Source organism: Pseudomonas sp. Sample_24, assembly GCF_004307605.1.
Taxonomy (GTDB): domain Bacteria; phylum Pseudomonadota; class Gammaproteobacteria; order Pseudomonadales; family Pseudomonadaceae; genus Aquipseudomonas.
Genome location: NZ_RCNW01000480.1, coordinates 35,609 through 53,489 on the forward strand (window position 1 = coordinate 35,609; position 17,881 = coordinate 53,489).

The window sequence follows — 17,881 nt, forward strand, 5'->3', positions numbered from 1 at the left end:
TTCAAGTCTGTGGTGGTGGGGTGGTGTTTTTAGAAATTGTTGCCATGGCGAATGCCATACGACGAATTGACTCTTTGTCGTAATCCGAAAATTCTCTTAGATACGACAGCATCTCAATTTCAAATGGTGATAGGCGATCTGCCGAGACAGGTAAGCGCTCACCGAACAACACGTAGTACACGTCCACGCCCATCTGCTTCGCCAAGAGCAAGTAAGCCGCATCGGGGCTTCTATCATCCTTCTCGTAATTCAGCTGGGTGTTCTTCGCAATACCGCATGCTACAGCCAATTCCGTTTGGCTAACGCCCAGCCGTGTTCGCTCCTCGCGCAGCCGAGCTCCAATAGTCATCAATTTTGCACCCCTCAGCCTTGACAGTCCCTATTTATTGGGACAATATCGTCAAAAATTCACACCAAATCACACGAATTAGCACTATGCCGAACACAGCTATCACCGAGCAAGCACTACAACTTGCCCGACAACGGTTGAATGAGCAGGGATTGTCTACAGCTGATTTCGCCAAGCGCCACGATCTCAATCCAAGCACCGTCTATGCGGTGCTGAACGGGCAGAAAAAGTGCCTCCGGGGTGAGGCGCATCGAGCAGCAGTGCTCCTCGGTATCAAAGACGGCGTGATAACAAATTAGGGCCTCTGGCTCACGGAGGAAACCAGAAGATGAAACGCCCAGTACTAGAAACCCGACGCCAAGTAGTCAGCGCAGTTGTATGCGCTTACCCGGGCGGTCGCGAATGCGCAGCAGCGCGCCTCGGCTACGAACTCAAGAAATTCGACAACCACGTCTACGAGAACGCGGGCAGCCGGCCATTGAGCGATGACCAAATTCATATGCTCGAGCGAGACGCAGGCACCAGCTTTTTCCCTGAATACGTGGCTTCCCTGTACAGCGGCATGTTCGTGCCAATCGCTGCCCCTGAAACCCTGGACAACATCGAGTTGTACAGCCGCTCGGTCAGCACAGCAGCCAAGCGTGGGGTGGTCGACCAGATCATCGATAAAGCGTTGGCTGATGGCGTCATCGAAAAAGGTGAAGCTGCTGCAATCCTTGCTGCCCACAGCAAGTATCTGAGCGCACGCCATTCCGAGGTGCTGGCCACCATTTCACTGCACAGCAAGGAGGGCGACCAGTGAGCACTTACAAACTTGTTTGCCCCCACTGCATGGGCCGCATGCGTATCCGCACCAGTGAAGGCACCCATATTTTCCTGCGTGTGGCTTACCTGCAATGCGTCAACGAAGCCTGCGGCTGGTCCGTTCGTGCTCAGTTCGAAATGACTCATGAAATGAGTCCGAGCGGCATGGCCAATCCCACTGTTCGACTTCCCATTGCGGATGTTGCCCTGCGTCGCGCCGCGATGAAGTCAGCCAATGATCAACCCGACTTGCTGGATCAACTGGAAATGGAGGCCACACTCGCATGAACGCCATCACCTTGACGATCAACCCCACCAATGATTATCGCGCCGCCATGCAACAGGCTGCCGTTGCATATCTGTACCGCCAGCATGGACAGCACCTGTCCGGTGACCACCAGCTACTTGAAAACTGCAAACGCTACCTCGCTCAGTCGCTCGAAGTGCCTGAGCACCTGGTGCAGCGGATCGCGGAGCTGGCCGTTACCGAATTCGAAGGCATGACCTCGAAACGCGTAGCGCGGCTGGGCATCTATCCGGGCAGCAGCGCTTATCGTTACCTGGTTTGGCTGCTCGATACCCAAACCCAAAAGCGCTACCCCGTCCCGGCCCGCTTCTTACCAGCGCGCTTGCTGACCTCCCGCAACACCTCGAACTAAATCTGAACCGCCCCTGCGACATGCCCGCCTTGCGTGGGTAAGGGGAAACTGCACTTTATTGGTGGCCGAAATGAGCAATATCACCATCCAACTGGAGTTGAACCAACAGCAGGCAGAGCAATACCTGCAGTGGCTCAACAGCCAGTACGACACCACCATGGCCGACGTTTGGTACTCCGATCGTTACCGGAATGTACCGCGTGGCCAGCGGGCACCGAAGGTGCTCCAGGACATCCCACACCTGGCCGGTATTTGCCGGACCCGCAAGGAGCTGGAAAAACAGCTAGGTGCAAACACTGCGGAGCGTGCGCAGTGAAGACCATGGACCACCAACTGCGTGCCGACGTGCTGCAGCGACTTGAGGCTGACTATGGTCTGCAACACATGGCCGGCACCCAATACATGCGCAAGGGAACGTGCCCTCAGTGCAACCAGCGCCGGCTGTTCTCGCGGTATGACGAGCCATGGTTCATCCGCTGCGGCCGCGAGCAGAAATGCCGCTACATGGAACCGGTCAAGGAGCTGTACAGCGATCTGTTCGACGACTGGAGCAAGCGCGCCCCGGCCACAGACGATCAACCGGCGGCAAGTGCCAAGGCTTACCTCACATTCGCCCGCGGCTTCAACGTTGGGATCATTGAAGGCTGGTACACCCAGGAGCATTACTACGACCGTGATTTGAACATCGGCTCGGCCACGGTTCGCTTTCCCCTCGACAAGGGCGGCTACTGGGAGCGACTCATCGACAAGCCGAACCGCTTCGGCAAGAAGAAAGCGCGTTTCAAACCAGGTGAAAGCTACAAGGGCTACTGGTGGGTGCCACCCTGCGTCGACCTTTTGCAGGTAGATGAAATCTGGATCGTTGAGGGCATCTTCGATGCCATTGCCCTGGTACAGAACGGGATCCCCGCCGTCGCCGCGCTTTCTTCCAACGCTTATCCGGAAGAGTCACTGAAGGCTCTGATCACCGCACGCGGCGGCAAAACGCCAAAGCTGGTTTGGGCATTGGACAACGAACCAGGTGCGCACAAATACACCCGCACCTGGGTTCGCCAAGCTCGGGATCTTGGCTTCACCTGTGACGCAGCACAGATCCCACAACCGGATTCGCGCAAGGTCGACTGGAACGACCTGCATCAGCGCTGGGCATTTATGGATGACGTCGAAGCCCGTACCCAGCGAATCGACAAGGAGCTGGACGAAGCCAAGCACCACGGCGCCCTGCTGATTGCCGAGAGCGCCGTGGAGAAAGCCTTGCTCATGTACCAGTGGCGCGAGCGCGAAGAGTTTCACTTCGGTTTCGACTCGCGCCTGTACTGGTGGAAGTTGGACATCTCGAAGTTCAACAGCGCCATGCAGGCATTGGACGCCAGCGATAACCATGAAGACCAACAACTGAACGACAAAGCACGTCGCGCCAAGGCGCTGCGCATGTCCGGCTGCGTGGTCGAGATCGCCAACTGCTACCCCAAGGCCCTGTATTTCCAGCGCAACGAGATCACCGACGAGTCCTGGTACTTCTTTCGCGTCGACTTTCCCCACGACGGCGGCTCGGTGAAAAACACCTTCACCGGTGGCCAGGTTGCCGCCGCCAGCGAATTCAAAAAAAGACTTCTCGGCATGGGTGCCGGAGCCGTGTTCACCGGTAGTGGACAACAGTTGGACAAAATCATGAAAGACCAGCTTTTCGGGATCAAAACTGTTCAAACCATCGACTATGTTGGCTACAGCCGGGAATACGGCTGCTACGTGTTCAACGACATCGCCATTCGCGACGGCCAGCTCATCACCATCAACGAAGAAGAGTTCTTCGAGATGGGCAAGCTGAAGCTCAAGAGCCTGCAAAAAGGCGTGAAGATCGCGCTGCAGAAGGACTCCAAAGAGTACGACACTCGCTGGCTGGACTTGCTCTGGCAATGCTTCGGCGCCCAGGGCACCGTGGCGCTGACCTTTTGGTTCGGTTCACTGTTCGCCGAGCAGATTCGCGCCCGGTATCAATCGTTCCCCTTCCTCGAAGCCACAGGCGAAGCGGGTGCCGGCAAAACCACCCTGCTCACCTTGCTGTGGAAACTGCTGGGCCGCGAAGGGTACGAAGGCTTCGACCCGTCGAAATCCACCAAGGCCGGCCGCAGCCGCTTGATGGGTCAGATCTCCGCCATGCCTGTTGTGTTACTGGAATCGGACCGTAGCGGCGACGATAAAGCCCACGCCAAAACATTCGAATGGGACGAGCTGAAGGACTATTACGGCGGCGGCACACTGGCGACCAAAGGTGTGAAGACTGCCGGCAACGAGACCTATGAGCCGCCGTTCCGCGCCACGATCGCCATCAGCCAGAACGCGCCGGTCGTAGCGTCCGAGGCGATCATGACCAGGATCGTGAAGTTGCACTTTGTACGGCCGACGGTCACGGCTGAAAGTCGAGCGGCGGCAGACCTGCTCAACTCACTGGAAGGCGCCAAGCTCAGCAACTTCCTGCTGCAGGCGGTGCGCAAAGAGTCGGAGGTGATGGAGCTGTTCGCCCATCGCGTGCCCGGCTATGAAGCCAAGCTTCGCACCCTCCACAGCCATTGCTTTGCCTGCGAAACGCCGTTCAAAGACGAGCACGACCACTGCGCCCATTGCGGTAACAAGCTGCGCGGTTACATCCGTGTGGAGCGGATCAACAAAAACCACGCCCAGTTGCTCGCCCTGCTCGATTGCCTGCGCCTGGTATTGCCCCTTAGCGAACCGCAGATCAGCCACACCCGGACCCAAATCATCCGTATGGCCATCGAGCGCCAGGCCTCGATCAGCTCGGATCACCCGGTAGTGGCTGAATTCTGGGAAGTCTACGAATACCTCGAAGGCCTGGACGCTGACGGCCCGGTGGTCAACCACAGCAAAAAAGACCACACCATCGCCATCAACCTCAACGACTTCGTCAAGTGCGCGGCTGAACACCGCCAGAAGGTCGCAGACATCAGCGAACTGCGCGATCGCCTGAAGGATTCCCGCTCCCGGAAGCTGATCGACACGAACAAAGCAACCGACAGCGCGGTACGTGCCCACCAGGCAAAGCACTCCAACGCCACCATCACCAAGCAACCCATTGTGAAGTGCTGGGTTTTTCAGGCCTGACCACTGCTTACCGACAGGACATGGGAATGCAAATTCAAGTACTCGCAGGAGGTCCGTCAGACACGTCGCCATGCCTGCAGGACCGCGTTACCGAGTTGCTGAAGTACATGGGCAACGACCACCGGAAAACCGTACAGGCCGATGCATACGGCACCGATGGCCTCGTAGACATTTTGGAGGTTCGAGCAGCCAACGGTCAGTGCGAAATCTTGGTACTGAACTGTTCGCGACTGCAGATCCAGGCGGTACTGGATTGGCAATCGAGCACTGAAGACAGCAACGAATTTGAAGGCTTGGAGCTGCACCTGGTGCGAAAGCCAGACAGCGACATGTAACGCCGGCTGCAACCGGCCAACACTGAAAGGAGAGAACCATGCAACGCATCAACGAAACAGCCCAAACGGGTGGCAGGGAGTTGTTGATCAACTTGCTCAGCTCGATCGCAACCGTCGCGCTGATCACCGTTACTGCCATGCAAGTACCTGACGTACTGATCTGGCTCGCCAAGTAAACAACGAATGTGCCGAGGAGCTGCAACCCCTCGGCACCGACTACCCCATAGGAGACACACGATGCGCGTACGAAACCCAAAGTTGGTCCCTTGGATAACCAACAAAACGGAGTTCAAGCCCGGCGACAAGGTGAATCAAGCGATCACTGGCAAGCGAGCCCGCCACCAGAGGCGTCATCCCAAGCCAGGAGTTGTTCTGCGTGTATTCGGCAACTGCGTGATTGTGCGCTTCAAGAATGAGCCGAAGGGGATCTATCCCACCTGGCTCTTAATGACGGCCGCTGACCGAGACGCAGCCAAGTAACAAAGTAATTGGAAGTGGTACCGAGGGGCTGCAACCCCTCGGCACCGACCACCACTGAAAGGAGAGAACCATGCAAGCTCAAACCAACAACGATGGCGTTGCCGAGGCTATCACGAACACAACGCAACCCACCTCTAGAACTCGTCCCGCAATGGCTAGCCATCGCCTTGACCTGCCCAGCATCTGCGATATTTGCGGGAAAGCACGCTCAACACGCAAACACCAAAACTGCAGTCGTCTCAGGCAACAACGCAAGGCCTCTGAATGGGCAGCCCTCATGTCGGAAAAAGCAGCAATCAAACAAGCAAAGGGGCGTCGTTATGCTTAAACGCACCCTCAAACATTTTCATATGTGCTGTGGCCTTGGCGGCGGCGCCAAAGGTTTCAATAGCGCCAAGCCCGTCGTGGGCAACATCCAGGCCGAATGGCAGTGCATCGGTGGCGTTGACGTAGATCCGGCTGGCCTGCGCGACTTCGAACGGCTGTCTGGCGTGCGCGGCACTCTGATGGACCTGTTCAACCGTGACCAATACATCCGCTTCCACGGCAAAGAGCCGCCGGCAAACTGGATCGAAGCGAGCGCCGAAGACCTGCGCCGCGCGGCCAACAACGAACGGCCTGACGCGGTGTTCATTTCCAGCCCATGCAAAGGTGCCTCGGGCTTACTGTCCGAAACTATGAGCCAGACGCCGAAGTATCAGGCCCTGAACGAACTGACGCTTCGCTGCATCTGGCTGATGTGTGAAGCCTGGAAGAACGACCCGGTGCCGTTGCTGGTGTTCGAAAACGTGCCACGCCTCGCTACTCGCGGGCGCCACCTGCTGGACCAGATCAACAAGGTTCTTGGTCACTACGGCTATGCCGTCGCCGAGACCACCCACGATTGCGGAGTCATCGGCGGTCTGGCCCAGAGCCGTAAGCGCTTCTTGCTGGTGGCCCGTCATATCGAGAAGGTGCCGCCCTTTCTATATGAGCCGGAAAAGAAGACCCTCAAGTCGGTCGGCTCAATCCTCGGTCGCATGCCACTAGCAGGTGATGTCGAGGCCGCCGGTCCCATGCACCGGGTTCCTGCGCTGCAATGGAAAACATGGGTTCGCCTCGCCTTGGTTACCGCCGGCAAGGACTGGCGCAGCTTGAACGAATTGGCGATCGAGGACGGTTATCTGCGTGACCTGGTCATCGTTCCCGAATATCGCGCAGGCTACCTCGGCGTGCATGATTGGAGCGATTCGACTGGCACAGTTGCCGGTCGCAGCAATCCAACAAATGGCGCGTTCTCGGTTGCAGATCCACGCGCCAAGTCGGGTGCCCTGCAATACCAGCAGTACGGGGTACGGCGCTGGGATGAAACGAGCGGTGCGGTGATCGGTGTTAAATCCCCAGGACAAGGCACTTACAGCGTTGCCGACCCACGTCGCCCGGGAGAAGGATTCAGCAAGTATCTGGTGACACCGTGGGATCAGTCGGCCGGCACAGTTATCGCCGGTAGCACTACTGGCCAAGGTGCTTTCGCGGTACAAGACCCAACACCTGGCATGAAGCGTGTGAAGGGCGACGCCTACTTGACTGGCGGTCACTATGGCGTTGTTGGCTGGAATGATCAGTGCGGTGCCGTTTCAGCGAGCGCTCGCCAAGACAATGGCCGTTGGTCAGTCGCTGATCCCCGGATGCCAGAAGCTAACGACAAATTGACCTGCGTGATTGAAAGTCTCGACGGTACCTGGCATCGACCATTCACGACGTTAGAGCTCGCAGCGTTGCAAAGTCTGGTCGACCCCGAAGATATGTTCGAGCTGGACGGTCTGAGTGATCAGGCTTGGCGTGAGCGTATAGGAAATGCTGTGCCACCAGCAGCAGCCAAAGCGATCGCCCATGTCATGGGGACTACTTTATTGCTGGCTGAAGCCGGTGAGACGTTTATGCTGAATAGCATGCCAATTTGGGTTCGGCCGGTGGCCGTAGCACTGAGCGTTGCCCAGGAGCAAATGCTATGACGAATAGGTTAGACCGCTTCATGCGTGAAAAAGAGGTATTGAGCGTAACCTCATTTTCCAGAACAACGCTCTGGCGGGAAATTAAACGCGGACGATTTCCGAAGTCGGTCGTAATTTCGGCAGGGCGTGTTGGCTGGCGGGAGTCAGCCATAGCCGCGTGGCAGACCAACCCGGAAAGCTGGCAAATCTACACATCAAACGAGGCCGCGTAAGCGGCCTTTTTCATACACTCCTGATCCCAAATTGGACAAAACAATACTGAGACGCTACATATGCGCTTCGCATTTGCCCTGTTCGGATAGCCACAATGACTAGCGAAGCCACCCCGCAATTAATACCGCAATCTTTTGCAGAATTTCTCGAAGCATCCCCACCAAACCAAACTGTCCACATTAGCGATCTGATAGATCTGAAGTGGAATAGTGGCAATCAGTACTACTATCTAACGACGCCAGAGATACAAATCCATTGCTCTGCAGAAACATGTAACGGCATTAGATTTCATCGCTGCACAGATGGCAATAAAATAACACTTAGAGAAAAATCACTCACTAACTGCTTCATAACTTATATTTGCTCTAACTGTCAAAACCATAAAAAAACATTTGCAATCGCAGCTCGCCTAAATCCTAACGACACTTCTGGAACTCTAATAAAATTTGGAGAAACGCCTGTATTCGGACCTCCTGTACCACCAAGATTGCTAAAACTTATTGGTCCAGACAGAGATAACTTTTTAAAGGGTAGGAGGTGTGAAAACCAAGGTTTAGGCGTCGGAGCATTTGTTTATTACAGGCGTGTAGTTGAACATCAGAAAGATCGTATCTTTAAAGAAATTGTTAAAGTTTCAGAAAAAATTGGAGCCCCCAAAGAAAAAATTGACATCTTAACTGCCGCTCTTTCTGAAACACAATTCACGAAAGCTTTGGATATGGCAAAAGATGCAATGCCTGAAAGCTTATTGATAAACGGCCATAGCCCTCTAAAACTTTTATATAGAGCTTTGAGTGACGGCATACATAATTTATCCGATGAAGAATGCTTGGGTTTTGCATCTGCAGTCCGAGTAGTGCTTGGCGAATTATCAGACCGACTTTCTCAGGCTCTCAAGGACGAGGTCGAAATCACTAACGCACTGACGCGATTACTAGCCCCAAACAATTAATTTTGATACTTATGCTTTAGATTCAGGCAGCGCAAATATTTGAGCTGCCTGCTTTTCGCGCTTAATCGCCAAAAGAGATTACATTAGTCCGCCAAGGCAGATTCGCTTACTCTAGTTCGGCGGTAATGACATTATTTTCTAACCAAGAAGCCCAACGTTTGAGGCCATGTTGTTTCTCATCAAAGTAGTCATATCGATCATAATGCTTAGATGCGACATCCCCAAAAGCATGCCCCTGAATTCGGTCGCGCAGCTCTTTCGTCAGTTTCGCGACGCCCATCAGAGTTTTGCAGGTACGTCGTAAATCTCGCATAGTGAAGGGACCATTGAACTTTTCGGGATGCCGACTATAAAGTTTGGTCACCGCACGGGAGAGTGAATTGGCGTGCAGCGAACTGTCGGGAACTTTCCCCTCGAACGGGTATAGGCTTATAGCGTTGATTTCGTTCATTGCTTTTAGACTCTGTCGCATCAACTTGTTATAGGGCACAACATGCAACGAGCGTTCGCCTTCGGCCCCGCGCCCCTTTTTATTGCGAATAATCAGGTGGTCTTTCAAGTAATGTCGACGCTCGGTCGCGAGCAACTGTTCAGGACGTTGACCACCTGACGCAATCAAGAACTTGATTAATTCCGCCGTGACCACGCTTAATTGCTCGGGCAGCAATTGCCAGAGGTGGGCAAGCTCGGTGGTAGACAAAGCTCGATCGCCTGGTTGCTCCCAGTCGGCCTGAACGGGCACGCTGGCCACGGGGTTACTTTTGATCCCGAACTTCACATCGTCTTTCTGGTAACTGCGCGGGTTGAACTCCTGCTCTAGGGCAACCTGGAACGCTGCATGCAGTTGCGATCGCAGTCGATTGCAGTACGTGGTCACTCCATTCGCGATCATCCTGGCGATGATGTCCCGGATTTCTCCTGGGCCGATCAGAACAGCCGGTAGCTTTATCAGGTTGGGAAAGGGTTCGGAAACGTAGTGCTTGAAAGACCACTTCACATCCTCAACGGAAGCGGCACCCTCCCCCCTCAATTTGGTGATGTAACCATCCATAACGTCCTGAAAGGTGCCGGCCGCGACCACGACTTCCTTTTCAGCGCGGCACAGATCCCGGGCCTCAGCTAAACCGAGCGTTGGCCAGGTACCGAGTTTGCTCTTGATCTTCTTGCCGCTGCTGTAGCGCTGAAAGTAGAACTCCTTCGTACCGTTCGATCGTACCCGCAGAAGCAGCACGCCCTCGCCTCGAGCAGTTCGGCCATCCGAGACTGTGTATTCCTTTTCCGCAGGCTTCATTGCCTTGATTTGTTTTTCCGTGAGCATTTGGGGGCCGTTACTGGGGGCTGTATGACTGAAATATGGGGTGAACCGATGAAACAGACTGAAATCGCGGTTCTCCCTTCAACCCCTTTAGTTCGGGGCTATCCGGTGCATAAGCATACATCCGGCGCCCATCTGAAACACCATCCGCCCAAGCTTCCCAAGCTGATAACGAGGGTTCGATTCCCTTCACCCGCTCCACATCGTCTTTCCATGGACGTCTATACAAGTCCACGGAACGCATGCAAGTCACTGAGCTGATATGGATTTTTTCCTAGCCTCGTTCCAGTGACATCCAGCGAAAACCACTGACTACCGGTCTTTTCTGGTACATAAAGTGGTACATCAATGCAGTTTTTTTCGCGTATCGCATTGTGGCTGGAGGAGCCATCCCCAAGGGATAACCATCGCATCCAACTCTAATTCTGAGGGTTGGAAATGCTCACCGATTTCAAAATCCGCCAAGCCAAATCCACTGGTAAAAACTTTTCGCTTGCCGATTGCGTGGGGTCTATCCCTGTTCGTCTCAAGCCGCCAGCGGCGGGTGGACACTCAGCCAAGGAGTTGAGCGCATATCAGCGTATTGAAGATAATCATGCTCGGTAAATGATCAGCCGGGAATTGGGCCATGAAAGGATACAAATCACCGCAACGTATCTCGGCAGGTAGTTCGGCGAAGCTGTTAGATTCGTCATCTCGAGGTCTCACCATCTCCAGTTCACTAACACTTAGACAGGGCCAGAGTGGCGGATTGAGCCATTGTGTTCACTGCCCTTCCTGGGTGTCGCATGCGATACCGGAGCACAAAAGGGAAATCACCAGTCACTCGAAAAGGGTTTTCATTGGTGCAGCAAGACAAAAGGCATGAGATGACGGGAGAAGAGCAGGCCATCTGGGATGACGCGATCAGGTTTGCCCGATTGAACAAGAAGGCTATTGGTAAACGACTCACGGATCAGAGCAAGTATCCGCCCGAAAAGGAGCCTGTTTCGGTTTTCATGGCAGGGTCGCCCGGTGCCGGCAAAACAGAAGCATCCTTAGCCCTGCTCAACCTTTTTTCCGATACGCCCATCTTACGAATTGATCCAGACGAGCTCAGAAGCGAATTTGAAGCGTATCGAGGTGGCAACGCCTGGCTTTTCCAAGGCGCCATTTCGATCCTAGTTGGAAAGCTGATTGACCTCGCCCTAGAGCGAAAGCAATCCTTCCTGCTGGACGGGACGTTTTCAAATATCGAGATCGCGAGGAAAAACGTGCGGCGGTGTTTGGGTAAGGGAAGATTTGTGCAAATTCTCTACGTCTATCAAGACCCTGGGCTTGCCTGGTCCTTTGTGAAGGCTCGAGAGGAGGCTGAAGGACGACGGATTCGACCGGAGCATTTCGTCGAGCAGTATTTCGCAGCACGTGACGTGGTAAACACCCTTAAGCTAGAGTTTGGCAAGGATCTTCATGTCGATCTGCTTGTGAAGCATATTGATAACACTGGACGCCTCTACAAGGCTGGCGTCGACAAGATCGACTACCATATCCCCGAGAAGCATTCGACATACGAACTGATGACCATGCTTGGGATAAACGACGGAGCAAACCCATGAAATTCGGATCCATAAAGGAGTCCACGAGTCCATTCGCAGACTTCATTCGGAATGCAAAATCAGAAGAGAAAAAGCGCGTTTACAGCGAAGTGTTGACCGAAGCCACTAAAAAGCAGAATGAAGTTATGCTGGCGGCGCGTGAAAAGCAGGCCTGATAACGATCTGATTTCAAAAAAAGCCCGGCCGAGTGTCGGGCTTTTTCATTTTGCCGACGACCCCATCTCGGTACTGCCGATTATCGTAATCCATTAGCTACTAGTCGCGAGCGGTAGCATTCGGCCGATTCTGTTGAAAAAATCGGATTTTCAAATGGCCTGAACTCAGGCACGACCACCACCGGAGAACCTACTCACCACAATGAGTGGTTTTTCGGCCCTTCGGTGACCTTTGCTGCTCTGTTATTGGGTTAATTTGAGGTTTTTTGCTGAGTGCAGGCGCACCTATCCCGTGGCGGGTGGCCTTTGAGATGTAAATTTAGCCAGCCGTCGCAGGTTCTGCACCGCAGCGGCCAGCGTGAATTCATCTGTCGCACCATTCATGCCACGTAGCCGCAGGCGATCCAGTTTCAGGATGCGCTTGAGGTGGGCAAACAACATTTCGACCTTCTTGCGTTCGTGGCGAGAGCGCTGCGATTCGCCGAGCCACATCACGAGCGGCTTCATGGACGCTGCGGGCGATCTTGCGGAACGCTGTGTTCGGGCAGCACTTGGCTTTCATCGGACAGGCAACGCAGTCGGTCTGCCGGGATCGGAAGATGATGGTGTTGGCTTTGGTGACGTGCGAACGCTCGTTCTTGAAGGCTCGCCATTCGCTACATAATGCATTGCCGGCCGGACAGAGGTATTCCTCAGCCTCTTCATTCCAGTGGAAATTGTTGCTCGAAAAACTATCGTTCTTGCGCTCGGTTTTGTCCCACACCGGCACATGTGGCTCGATGTCTTTTTCCTCCACCATCCAGGCCAGCATCGGCGCGGTACCGTAAGCGGTGTCGCCAATGAGGCGTTCCGGCTTGATGTCGAACTGCGCTTCGACCCGGTCGATCATCGTCTTGGTGCTCTCGACTTCGGCCGTGCGATGAGCGGGTGTGGGTTCCACATCCATGATCACGCCGTGCTCGGTATCGATCAGATAATTCGTAGAATAAGCGTAGAAAGCTGGGCCGCCTGGAGCTGCGGTCCAGCGGGCCTGAGGATCCGTCAGCGATAGGCGCTTCGGTAGCGTTTCGGCCAGAGCCTCTTCATCGAGTGCCTCAAGATACTCACGCACGGCGCGGGTGCTCAGGGCCGGATCGCTCCAGTTGATCGGTTCATCTCCCGGTACCCCGCGCTGCCGACTCGCATCCGCTTTGATGATGCTGGCGTCCACGGCAAAGCCTTCGCCCTTGACCAGACCGGCGTCCATGCAGCGACGCAGCACTTCATTGAACAACCAGCGAAACAGATCACTGTCCCGAAAACGGCAGTGTCGATTTTTGGAAAAGGTCGAGTGATTGGGGACTTCATCTTCAAGACTTAACCGGCAGAACCAGCGATACGCCAGGTTCAAATGGGCCTCTTCGCACAGCCGCCGCTCGGAGCGAATACCGTAGCAATAGCCCACGATCAGCATGCGGATCATCAACTCTGGGTCAATCGAAGGACGCCCAATTGGGCTTTAAAAATCGGCGAGGTAATGGCGCAAATCGCTCAGATCGAGACACCGATCAACGCTACGCAGAATGTGATTGGCGGGGATGTGGTCTTCAAGGTTGAACGAGTAAAACAGCCGCTCCTGACCACTCGATAACTGTCCCATCATACTGCGTGCTTCCCTGCTGGCCGATGCGCGGATTTTGCCGCAGGCCAGACAGGGGAGCTACTTTTTCAACAGAATCGGCCGATTGCGGCCTGTAGCGAAGGACTGCAATCGACCCAAACCTACCTGTCAATACGGGCAAAATCGGCCAGGAGCGGGTGTTTAGAGTAACAAAAATAAATCTGTCCCCTTTTCACTTTTCTACTGCACCATCCGGAAGAGAAGAGCCGTTCGGGTTTTCTGGCGTCGGCAGCGCTCAAGGTGTTGCAGCAGGGCTAAGGGATGCAGGCACGATCACTATCACTTCTGCTAGTACAAGAGATGTCTTTCATACTGTAAAAACAGCGATGCCGCCTCTTCTTCGAGCATCCCATGACCACGCCCATTCGAGTTATCCAAAACAGCGGAAAAACGATTCTGCTTGCGACCAGTCAGAACCAGTCCGTCATGGCGGAAGTGATTCGAGGCATTGCAAACCCAATGGCATACACAGCCTATGGACACCTCTCAGCCCTTCGTCTTACTTCAACGCATCTGGGTTTCAACGGCGAACTTAGAGATCCGCACACTCGTTGGTATCTGCTCGGCAACGGTTATCGGGCCTATAACCCAGTGCTGATGCGTTTCCACAGCCCAGACAAGCTGAGCCCGTTCGGGGCTGGTGGATTGAACTCATATATGTACTGCGCTGCAGACCCCATCAATCATCGTGACCCAACTGGACGCTTCGCTATACCGGGTTTCCTCATCTCACTAGGGGGATATGCAGGCGGGATTTCCTCGTTTGGGGGGATTGGACTTTCATTGACCAACAGTGCCCGATTTAGCGGGCAAGGCACTTTGGCCCTTGGTACAGGGGCCGCTGGCGTTTTGCTCGGTGCCGCGGTGATTGCAAATCCTGCCACAGCAATAGCGCCGGTTCTGGCGAGTGTGAGTATGGTCGCAGGGGGAGCGGGCATAGCGCTGGGTTACAGGACTGCACGTGCAGCAACGGCAACTGGAACCCAATGGTTCCAGTCGGTGGCTCGATCCTTAGATAATCCACCGCGATACTCAACTTTATCGTTACTCGATCAGCCTCCATCATTCTCCAGCCTGGACTTGAGTCCGCCACCGCCATACAGCCCACCCAGAGTTTCAAATCAGATTGCCCCCACGCATTCAACTGTACGCACGACTCCGCAACAGCCAGGGCAAAGAGCAAGCTCTACGAGACATCAGAAGACCATCTTGGAGACCACACAAATGAGAGAGCTGCCTCGCCTGCAATTCATAGATGAAACAAAATCCGCAGGCAAAAAAATCAGAACCCCATAGTTCGGGTTTTCTGGCCTCGGCGGCACTCAAGGTATTGCAACAAGGCTAAGCGTGGTCCAGCGATGTATCGACCGGCCCTCAGTAGCCGGTTTTATTTGGACGGGATTGGGTGAAAGCGTGCTTTGAGCGGGCGCTTCGCCGTGCGTATTGCAGATAAAGCAACGTCCTACAATAGTCTGGGAAATGTCCGTACACTTGCGCATTGCTGTGCCTTTGTCATGAGACCTATAGTCCGGGCACGCCCAAATGGCGTGTCGGGTTTGGCGACTTGACGATACGGTGCAGAAGCTTCCGAGCAGTTATCGGTGTGCTTTTGAACGCAATGTGCTGCCAGTTTTTTGGTAGCTGTGCGTGGGAGATCCCAGGATCTGCCGGTTTTGCCGTGTCCCGGTTCGCCAACCCGCGTACAGCTGCCACCCTATTGTTTGGCGATGATGGAGTGGTTAATTCGCAAATTACACGGATACCACTCATGAACGAATACATGGCTTTAACCAGCAACGCCGACGACCTCCCCACGTTTTACGTCAACACCACCCAACCTCTGCACTCCCTGCTCAGCAGCGCCCGTTATCGAATCGGTGCCGTTACGCAGGTTCTCGAAAACCTCGCGATGCGCGGTGAAATCAGCAGCGACTCGGTCATCCTCAGCGATTTCGCATTGTTGTGCTGCATATCTTTGCGCGATGGCTGCGATGTGCTGGATGTCATTGCCCGGCGAATGGATGCAGAACCCTCCTGATTGCATAATGGCCCTGTGTAGGAGCCGGCTCGCTGGCGATAGCATCTTCACGATCGCCATCGCTGGCAAGCCAGCTCCCACAGGTATTGTGCCGACCGGCTCCTACGAAGAGCGATTCAAGCACCGATGATGATGTTGGTTGCGTGCAGCGCTGAAAGCCGCCCGTATATTTTGCGTAAGGATCGGCGTGCGCCAGTAAAGAAGGCGTAGCAAGGCGTTGAGACCGTAAATGGATGTCTTATCCTCTGGGCTCACCCTTCGCATCGAGATCAGCATGGAAAGTTCAGAGTTGGGGATCATGATCATTTCAATGATCGGGTTGTTCGGCTTTGCTTCATTTGTTTTTGAATACTTGAGCGCCAGGCGCTCAAGGAAAAGCAAACCGCAGTGATTTTCTCAGCGGTCAAAAATAGGGACAGATGACTCATCTGTCCCTATTTCGCTTCAGCGCGTCGCCACCATGAACAACCGTGGAAACGGCAACAGCACCGATCCGTCGCTCAACGCCGGGTAGGCCTTTTCGATAGCTGTCTGATATTGCTTGAGGTATTGCGCCCGCTCGGCCTCATTCAGCGGCTCGAGAAACGGCCGCAAACCGCTGCCCTTGAACCACTCGACGACGCCCGAGGCGCCCCCTGCGAGCGGATGATGGTAGGTGGTGCGCCACACATCGACGCGGGTGCAGCAGGCTTTCAGTATCGAGTAGTAACCGCTTGCACTTTCAATGTCGGTTCGCTGGCCGGCGGCGTTCGCCAATTTGCCTGTCCATGGCCCATCAGCAGCCACTTCGCGCATCAAGCGGTGGGAGTGCTCATTGATATTGTCCGGCATCTGGATTGCCAGGCTGCCACCGGGTGCAAGTTTATTCACCAACGAAGGCAGCAATGTGGCGTGATCAGGCACCCACTGCAGCACCGCGTTGGCGAAGATCACATCGAACGGGCCGTTGTCGTTCCAGGTGTCGATGTCGGCAACATCAAACCGCACGTTGGGCAGGCGCTTGCGTGCGGCCTCGATCATGTCGGCCGAACTGTCCAGCCCTCGCACTGTGGCACCGGCGAAGCGCTCCACCAGCAACTCGGTCGAGTTGCCCGGGCCGCAGCCGATATCGATGGCCGAACGCACGTCCCCGGCGGGAATCGCCGCCAGCAGGTCACGGGCCGGACGGGTGCGTTCATCTTCAAAAGCGACGTATTGTTTGGCGGACCAACTCATTGCGTTCTCCTGTCGGTGCGTTGTCATGATCAGAGTCGACAACCGGTTAGCTACGATACCGCGATGCGCGCTGCCAGTGGATGCAGAACTAGGCTTTTCCAGTTGTACGTCAACCCCGGCCGAATTTTCATCTGCCCCCCGATGTCTGAATTTCAGGTTCATCCTTAATAAGGAAACACGGCCATGAAATTCGCAAAAATCGCGCAGAAACTCGCCCTGTGGGCTGGTAGCCCCACCACGTTCCTGGGAGCGATCATTCTGATTTTTTTGTGGGCGGTGAGCGGTCCGTTTTTTGGTTACAACGACACCTGGCAACTGGTCATCAATACCTCGACCACCATCATTACGTTCCTGATGGTGTTCCTGATCCAGAACACGCAGAACCGTGACACCGACATTTTGCATCTGAAGGTCGACGAGTTGCTGCGGGTGACGAAGGAAGCGCAGAACGCGATGCTCGGGCTCGAAGCACTGGACCTCAAGGAACTGGAGGCGCTGAGAAAGCGCTATCGCAGCCTCGGCGAGGGGCAGACCATTGAACTGGAAGGCACGGTTGTCGAAGAAAAGGGCAAGTCTGGTTTGAAGGACTGCTGAAATGCGCAGGCGACCGATGTCGCCTGCGCAATACCAAAAGCTAGCGGCTGGCTTGCAGCGCCCTGGCCATTTGCAGATGGTTCTGCAGTTTGGGCAGGGTTTCTTCGGCGAATGCCTTGATTTGTGGCACGTCGGTGGTTTGCGCCGTTTGCTCAAGCTGCTCGATGGCTTCTTGAGTGGTCTTCACCTGGCTCGCCGCGTAGGCCTCATCGAACGTTTCGCCATCCATCACTTGCGGCATCAGGGCCTTGGCCTTCTCCACCACTTCTTCACGGGGAGCCACAGGCAGATCCAATTGTTTGGCGATCTTCGCCAGGTGCTGATTGGCGGTGGTGCGGTCGTTGATCACGACGATGGTGTAATCCTTGACCTCTTTGGATTCGGATTTCTGGTGCGCCAGGCG

Annotated in this window: 21 protein-coding genes and 2 pseudogenes; 18 read left to right on the forward strand and 5 right to left on the reverse strand. The window is 54.8% G+C overall.

Going from position 1 to position 17,881, the window contains the following annotated elements:
* Position 1: 1 nt before the first annotated feature.
* A complete protein-coding gene (locus tag D8V06_RS27750) occupies positions 2 to 349 on the reverse strand; it encodes a helix-turn-helix transcriptional regulator (RefSeq protein ID WP_130932228.1) in 348 nt (115 codons plus the stop codon).
* An 86-nt stretch (positions 350 to 435) separates the two neighbouring features.
* Between D8V06_RS27750 and D8V06_RS27755 the strand changes: the two genes are divergently transcribed.
* The 12 genes from D8V06_RS27755 to D8V06_RS27805 all read left to right on the forward strand — a co-directional run bounded on the left by D8V06_RS27755 (position 436) and on the right by D8V06_RS27805 (position 8,906).
* Positions 436 to 648 carry a DNA-binding protein gene (locus tag D8V06_RS27755; protein WP_130932229.1) on the forward strand — a complete coding sequence of 71 codons (213 nt, stop codon included), beginning with the start codon at positions 436 to 438 and terminating at the stop codon, positions 646 to 648.
* A 29-nt stretch (positions 649 to 677) separates the two neighbouring features.
* Complete coding sequence (locus tag D8V06_RS27760; RefSeq protein ID WP_056852149.1) at positions 678 to 1,151, forward strand: YmfL family putative regulatory protein; 474 nt, start codon at positions 678 to 680, stop codon at positions 1,149 to 1,151.
* Entirely contained in the window at positions 1,148 to 1,441 is a 294-nt protein-coding gene (locus tag D8V06_RS27765) for an ogr/Delta-like zinc finger family protein (RefSeq protein ID WP_056852148.1), read from the forward strand. Before D8V06_RS27760 ends, D8V06_RS27765 begins: the two co-directional genes overlap by 4 nt.
* Positions 1,438 to 1,812: a hypothetical protein gene (locus D8V06_RS27770; protein WP_056852147.1), complete on the forward strand. Its 375-nt coding sequence runs from the start codon at positions 1,438 to 1,440 to the stop codon at positions 1,810 to 1,812. Before D8V06_RS27765 ends, D8V06_RS27770 begins: the two co-directional genes overlap by 4 nt.
* A 70-nt stretch (positions 1,813 to 1,882) precedes the next feature.
* The gene (locus tag D8V06_RS27775; RefSeq protein ID WP_056852146.1) at positions 1,883 to 2,128 is read left to right on the forward strand and encodes a hypothetical protein; all 246 of its coding nucleotides are present in this window, start codon (positions 1,883 to 1,885) and stop codon (positions 2,126 to 2,128) included.
* A gap of 5 nt (positions 2,129 to 2,133) precedes the next feature.
* On the forward strand, positions 2,134 to 4,932 hold the full coding sequence (locus D8V06_RS27780; RefSeq protein WP_130932240.1) for a toprim domain-containing protein: 2,799 nt from the start codon (positions 2,134 to 2,136) through the stop codon (positions 4,930 to 4,932).
* Positions 4,933 to 4,958: 26 nt separating this feature from the next.
* Positions 4,959 to 5,267 (forward strand): hypothetical protein, encoded by a 309-nt coding sequence (locus D8V06_RS27785; RefSeq protein ID WP_130932230.1) that lies wholly within the window; start codon positions 4,959 to 4,961, stop codon positions 5,265 to 5,267.
* A gap of 38 nt (positions 5,268 to 5,305) precedes the next feature.
* Positions 5,306 to 5,443: a hypothetical protein gene (locus D8V06_RS30510; RefSeq protein WP_177434502.1), complete on the forward strand. Its 138-nt coding sequence runs from the start codon at positions 5,306 to 5,308 to the stop codon at positions 5,441 to 5,443.
* A 374-nt stretch (positions 5,444 to 5,817) separates the two neighbouring features.
* Positions 5,818 to 6,075 carry a hypothetical protein gene (locus D8V06_RS27790; protein ID WP_130932231.1) on the forward strand — a complete coding sequence of 86 codons (258 nt, stop codon included), beginning with the start codon at positions 5,818 to 5,820 and terminating at the stop codon, positions 6,073 to 6,075.
* Positions 6,068 to 7,741, forward strand: coding sequence for a DNA cytosine methyltransferase (locus D8V06_RS27795; RefSeq protein WP_130932232.1), 1,674 nt, complete (start codon positions 6,068 to 6,070; stop codon positions 7,739 to 7,741). Before D8V06_RS27790 ends, D8V06_RS27795 begins: the two co-directional genes overlap by 8 nt.
* 20 nt (positions 7,742 to 7,761) lie before the next feature.
* Positions 7,762 to 7,953, forward strand: coding sequence for an AlpA family phage regulatory protein (locus D8V06_RS27800; RefSeq protein WP_241667873.1), 192 nt, complete (start codon positions 7,762 to 7,764; stop codon positions 7,951 to 7,953).
* A gap of 95 nt (positions 7,954 to 8,048) precedes the next feature.
* A complete protein-coding gene (locus D8V06_RS27805; protein WP_130932234.1) occupies positions 8,049 to 8,906 on the forward strand; it encodes a hypothetical protein in 858 nt (285 codons plus the stop codon).
* 106 nt (positions 8,907 to 9,012) lie between these two features.
* Here D8V06_RS27805 and D8V06_RS27810 read toward each other — a convergent pair whose 3' ends face one another.
* Positions 9,013 to 10,224, reverse strand: coding sequence for an integrase family protein (locus D8V06_RS27810; protein ID WP_130932235.1), 1,212 nt, complete (start codon positions 10,222 to 10,224; stop codon positions 9,013 to 9,015).
* Between the two features lie 866 nt (positions 10,225 to 11,090).
* On the opposite strand from D8V06_RS27810, the gene D8V06_RS27820 reads away from it, so the two are divergent.
* A complete protein-coding gene (locus D8V06_RS27820; RefSeq protein WP_130906938.1) occupies positions 11,091 to 11,816 on the forward strand; it encodes a zeta toxin family protein in 726 nt (241 codons plus the stop codon).
* Complete coding sequence (locus tag D8V06_RS30515) at positions 11,813 to 11,971, forward strand: hypothetical protein (RefSeq protein WP_177434503.1); 159 nt, start codon at positions 11,813 to 11,815, stop codon at positions 11,969 to 11,971. The genes D8V06_RS27820 and D8V06_RS30515 overlap by 4 nt, the downstream gene beginning before the upstream one ends.
* 285 nt (positions 11,972 to 12,256) lie before the next feature.
* Here the strand turns inward: D8V06_RS30515 and D8V06_RS27825 are convergent.
* Positions 12,257 to 13,613, reverse strand: a pseudogene (locus tag D8V06_RS27825) (IS1182 family transposase).
* A 195-nt stretch (positions 13,614 to 13,808) separates the two neighbouring features.
* On the opposite strand from D8V06_RS27825, the pseudogene D8V06_RS27830 reads away from it, so the two are divergent.
* The 3 genes and pseudogenes from D8V06_RS27830 to D8V06_RS27840 all read left to right on the forward strand — a co-directional run.
* Positions 13,809 to 13,889: pseudogene (locus D8V06_RS27830) on the forward strand (type II toxin-antitoxin system HicB family antitoxin); the annotation flags it as partial.
* Positions 13,890 to 14,090: 201 nt separating this feature from the next.
* Entirely contained in the window at positions 14,091 to 14,927 is an 837-nt protein-coding gene (locus tag D8V06_RS27835; protein WP_241667874.1) for an RHS repeat-associated core domain-containing protein, read from the forward strand.
* A 472-nt stretch (positions 14,928 to 15,399) separates the two neighbouring features.
* Entirely contained in the window at positions 15,400 to 15,669 is a 270-nt protein-coding gene (locus tag D8V06_RS27840; protein ID WP_130906097.1) for a short-chain dehydrogenase, read from the forward strand.
* 444 nt (positions 15,670 to 16,113) lie between these two features.
* Here the strand turns inward: D8V06_RS27840 and tam are convergent, their stop codons facing one another.
* Positions 16,114 to 16,884, reverse strand: a complete 771-nt coding sequence (gene tam / locus D8V06_RS27845; RefSeq protein ID WP_056856051.1) for a trans-aconitate 2-methyltransferase — start codon at positions 16,882 to 16,884, stop codon at positions 16,114 to 16,116.
* Positions 16,885 to 17,067: 183 nt separating this feature from the next.
* On the opposite strand from tam, the gene D8V06_RS27850 reads away from it, so the two are divergent.
* Positions 17,068 to 17,478 (forward strand): low affinity iron permease family protein, encoded by a 411-nt coding sequence (locus D8V06_RS27850; protein ID WP_056856052.1) that lies wholly within the window; start codon positions 17,068 to 17,070, stop codon positions 17,476 to 17,478.
* Positions 17,479 to 17,518: 40 nt separating this feature from the next.
* Here D8V06_RS27850 and D8V06_RS27855 read toward each other — a convergent pair.
* Positions 17,519 to 17,881 (reverse strand): DUF4142 domain-containing protein (locus D8V06_RS27855; RefSeq protein WP_130932236.1); only part of this gene is annotated, 363 nt, incomplete at its 5' end.

Bases quoted from the DNA above. Each gene is read 5' to 3' on its own strand.
- D8V06_RS27750 (WP_130932228.1), bottom strand. From the start codon at position 349: ATGACTATTGGAGCTCGGCTGCGCGAGGAGCGAACACGGCTGGGCGTT.
- D8V06_RS27755 (WP_130932229.1), top strand. From the start codon at position 436: ATGCCGAACACAGCTATCACCGAGCAAGCACTACAACTTGCCCGACAA.
- D8V06_RS27760 (WP_056852149.1), top strand. From the start codon at position 678: ATGAAACGCCCAGTACTAGAAACCCGACGCCAAGTAGTCAGCGCAGTT.
- D8V06_RS27770 (WP_056852147.1), top strand. From the start codon at position 1,438: ATGAACGCCATCACCTTGACGATCAACCCCACCAATGATTATCGCGCC.
- D8V06_RS27775 (WP_056852146.1), top strand. From the start codon at position 1,883: ATGAGCAATATCACCATCCAACTGGAGTTGAACCAACAGCAGGCAGAG.
- D8V06_RS27780 (WP_130932240.1), top strand. From the start codon at position 2,134: ATGGACCACCAACTGCGTGCCGACGTGCTGCAGCGACTTGAGGCTGAC.
- D8V06_RS27785 (WP_130932230.1), top strand. From the start codon at position 4,959: ATGCAAATTCAAGTACTCGCAGGAGGTCCGTCAGACACGTCGCCATGC.
- D8V06_RS30510 (WP_177434502.1), top strand. From the start codon at position 5,306: ATGCAACGCATCAACGAAACAGCCCAAACGGGTGGCAGGGAGTTGTTG.
- D8V06_RS27790 (WP_130932231.1), top strand. From the start codon at position 5,818: ATGCAAGCTCAAACCAACAACGATGGCGTTGCCGAGGCTATCACGAAC.
- D8V06_RS27795 (WP_130932232.1), top strand. From the start codon at position 6,068: ATGCTTAAACGCACCCTCAAACATTTTCATATGTGCTGTGGCCTTGGC.
- D8V06_RS27800 (WP_241667873.1), top strand. From the start codon at position 7,762: ATGCGTGAAAAAGAGGTATTGAGCGTAACCTCATTTTCCAGAACAACG.
- D8V06_RS27805 (WP_130932234.1), top strand. From the start codon at position 8,049: ATGACTAGCGAAGCCACCCCGCAATTAATACCGCAATCTTTTGCAGAA.
- D8V06_RS27810 (WP_130932235.1), bottom strand. From the start codon at position 10,224: ATGCTCACGGAAAAACAAATCAAGGCAATGAAGCCTGCGGAAAAGGAA.
- D8V06_RS27820 (WP_130906938.1), top strand. From the start codon at position 11,091: ATGACGGGAGAAGAGCAGGCCATCTGGGATGACGCGATCAGGTTTGCC.
- D8V06_RS30515 (WP_177434503.1), top strand. From the start codon at position 11,813: ATGAAATTCGGATCCATAAAGGAGTCCACGAGTCCATTCGCAGACTTC.
- D8V06_RS27835 (WP_241667874.1), top strand. From the start codon at position 14,091: ATGGCATACACAGCCTATGGACACCTCTCAGCCCTTCGTCTTACTTCA.
- D8V06_RS27840 (WP_130906097.1), top strand. From the start codon at position 15,400: ATGAACGAATACATGGCTTTAACCAGCAACGCCGACGACCTCCCCACG.
- tam (WP_056856051.1), bottom strand. From the start codon at position 16,884: ATGAGTTGGTCCGCCAAACAATACGTCGCTTTTGAAGATGAACGCACC.
- D8V06_RS27850 (WP_056856052.1), top strand. From the start codon at position 17,068: ATGAAATTCGCAAAAATCGCGCAGAAACTCGCCCTGTGGGCTGGTAGC.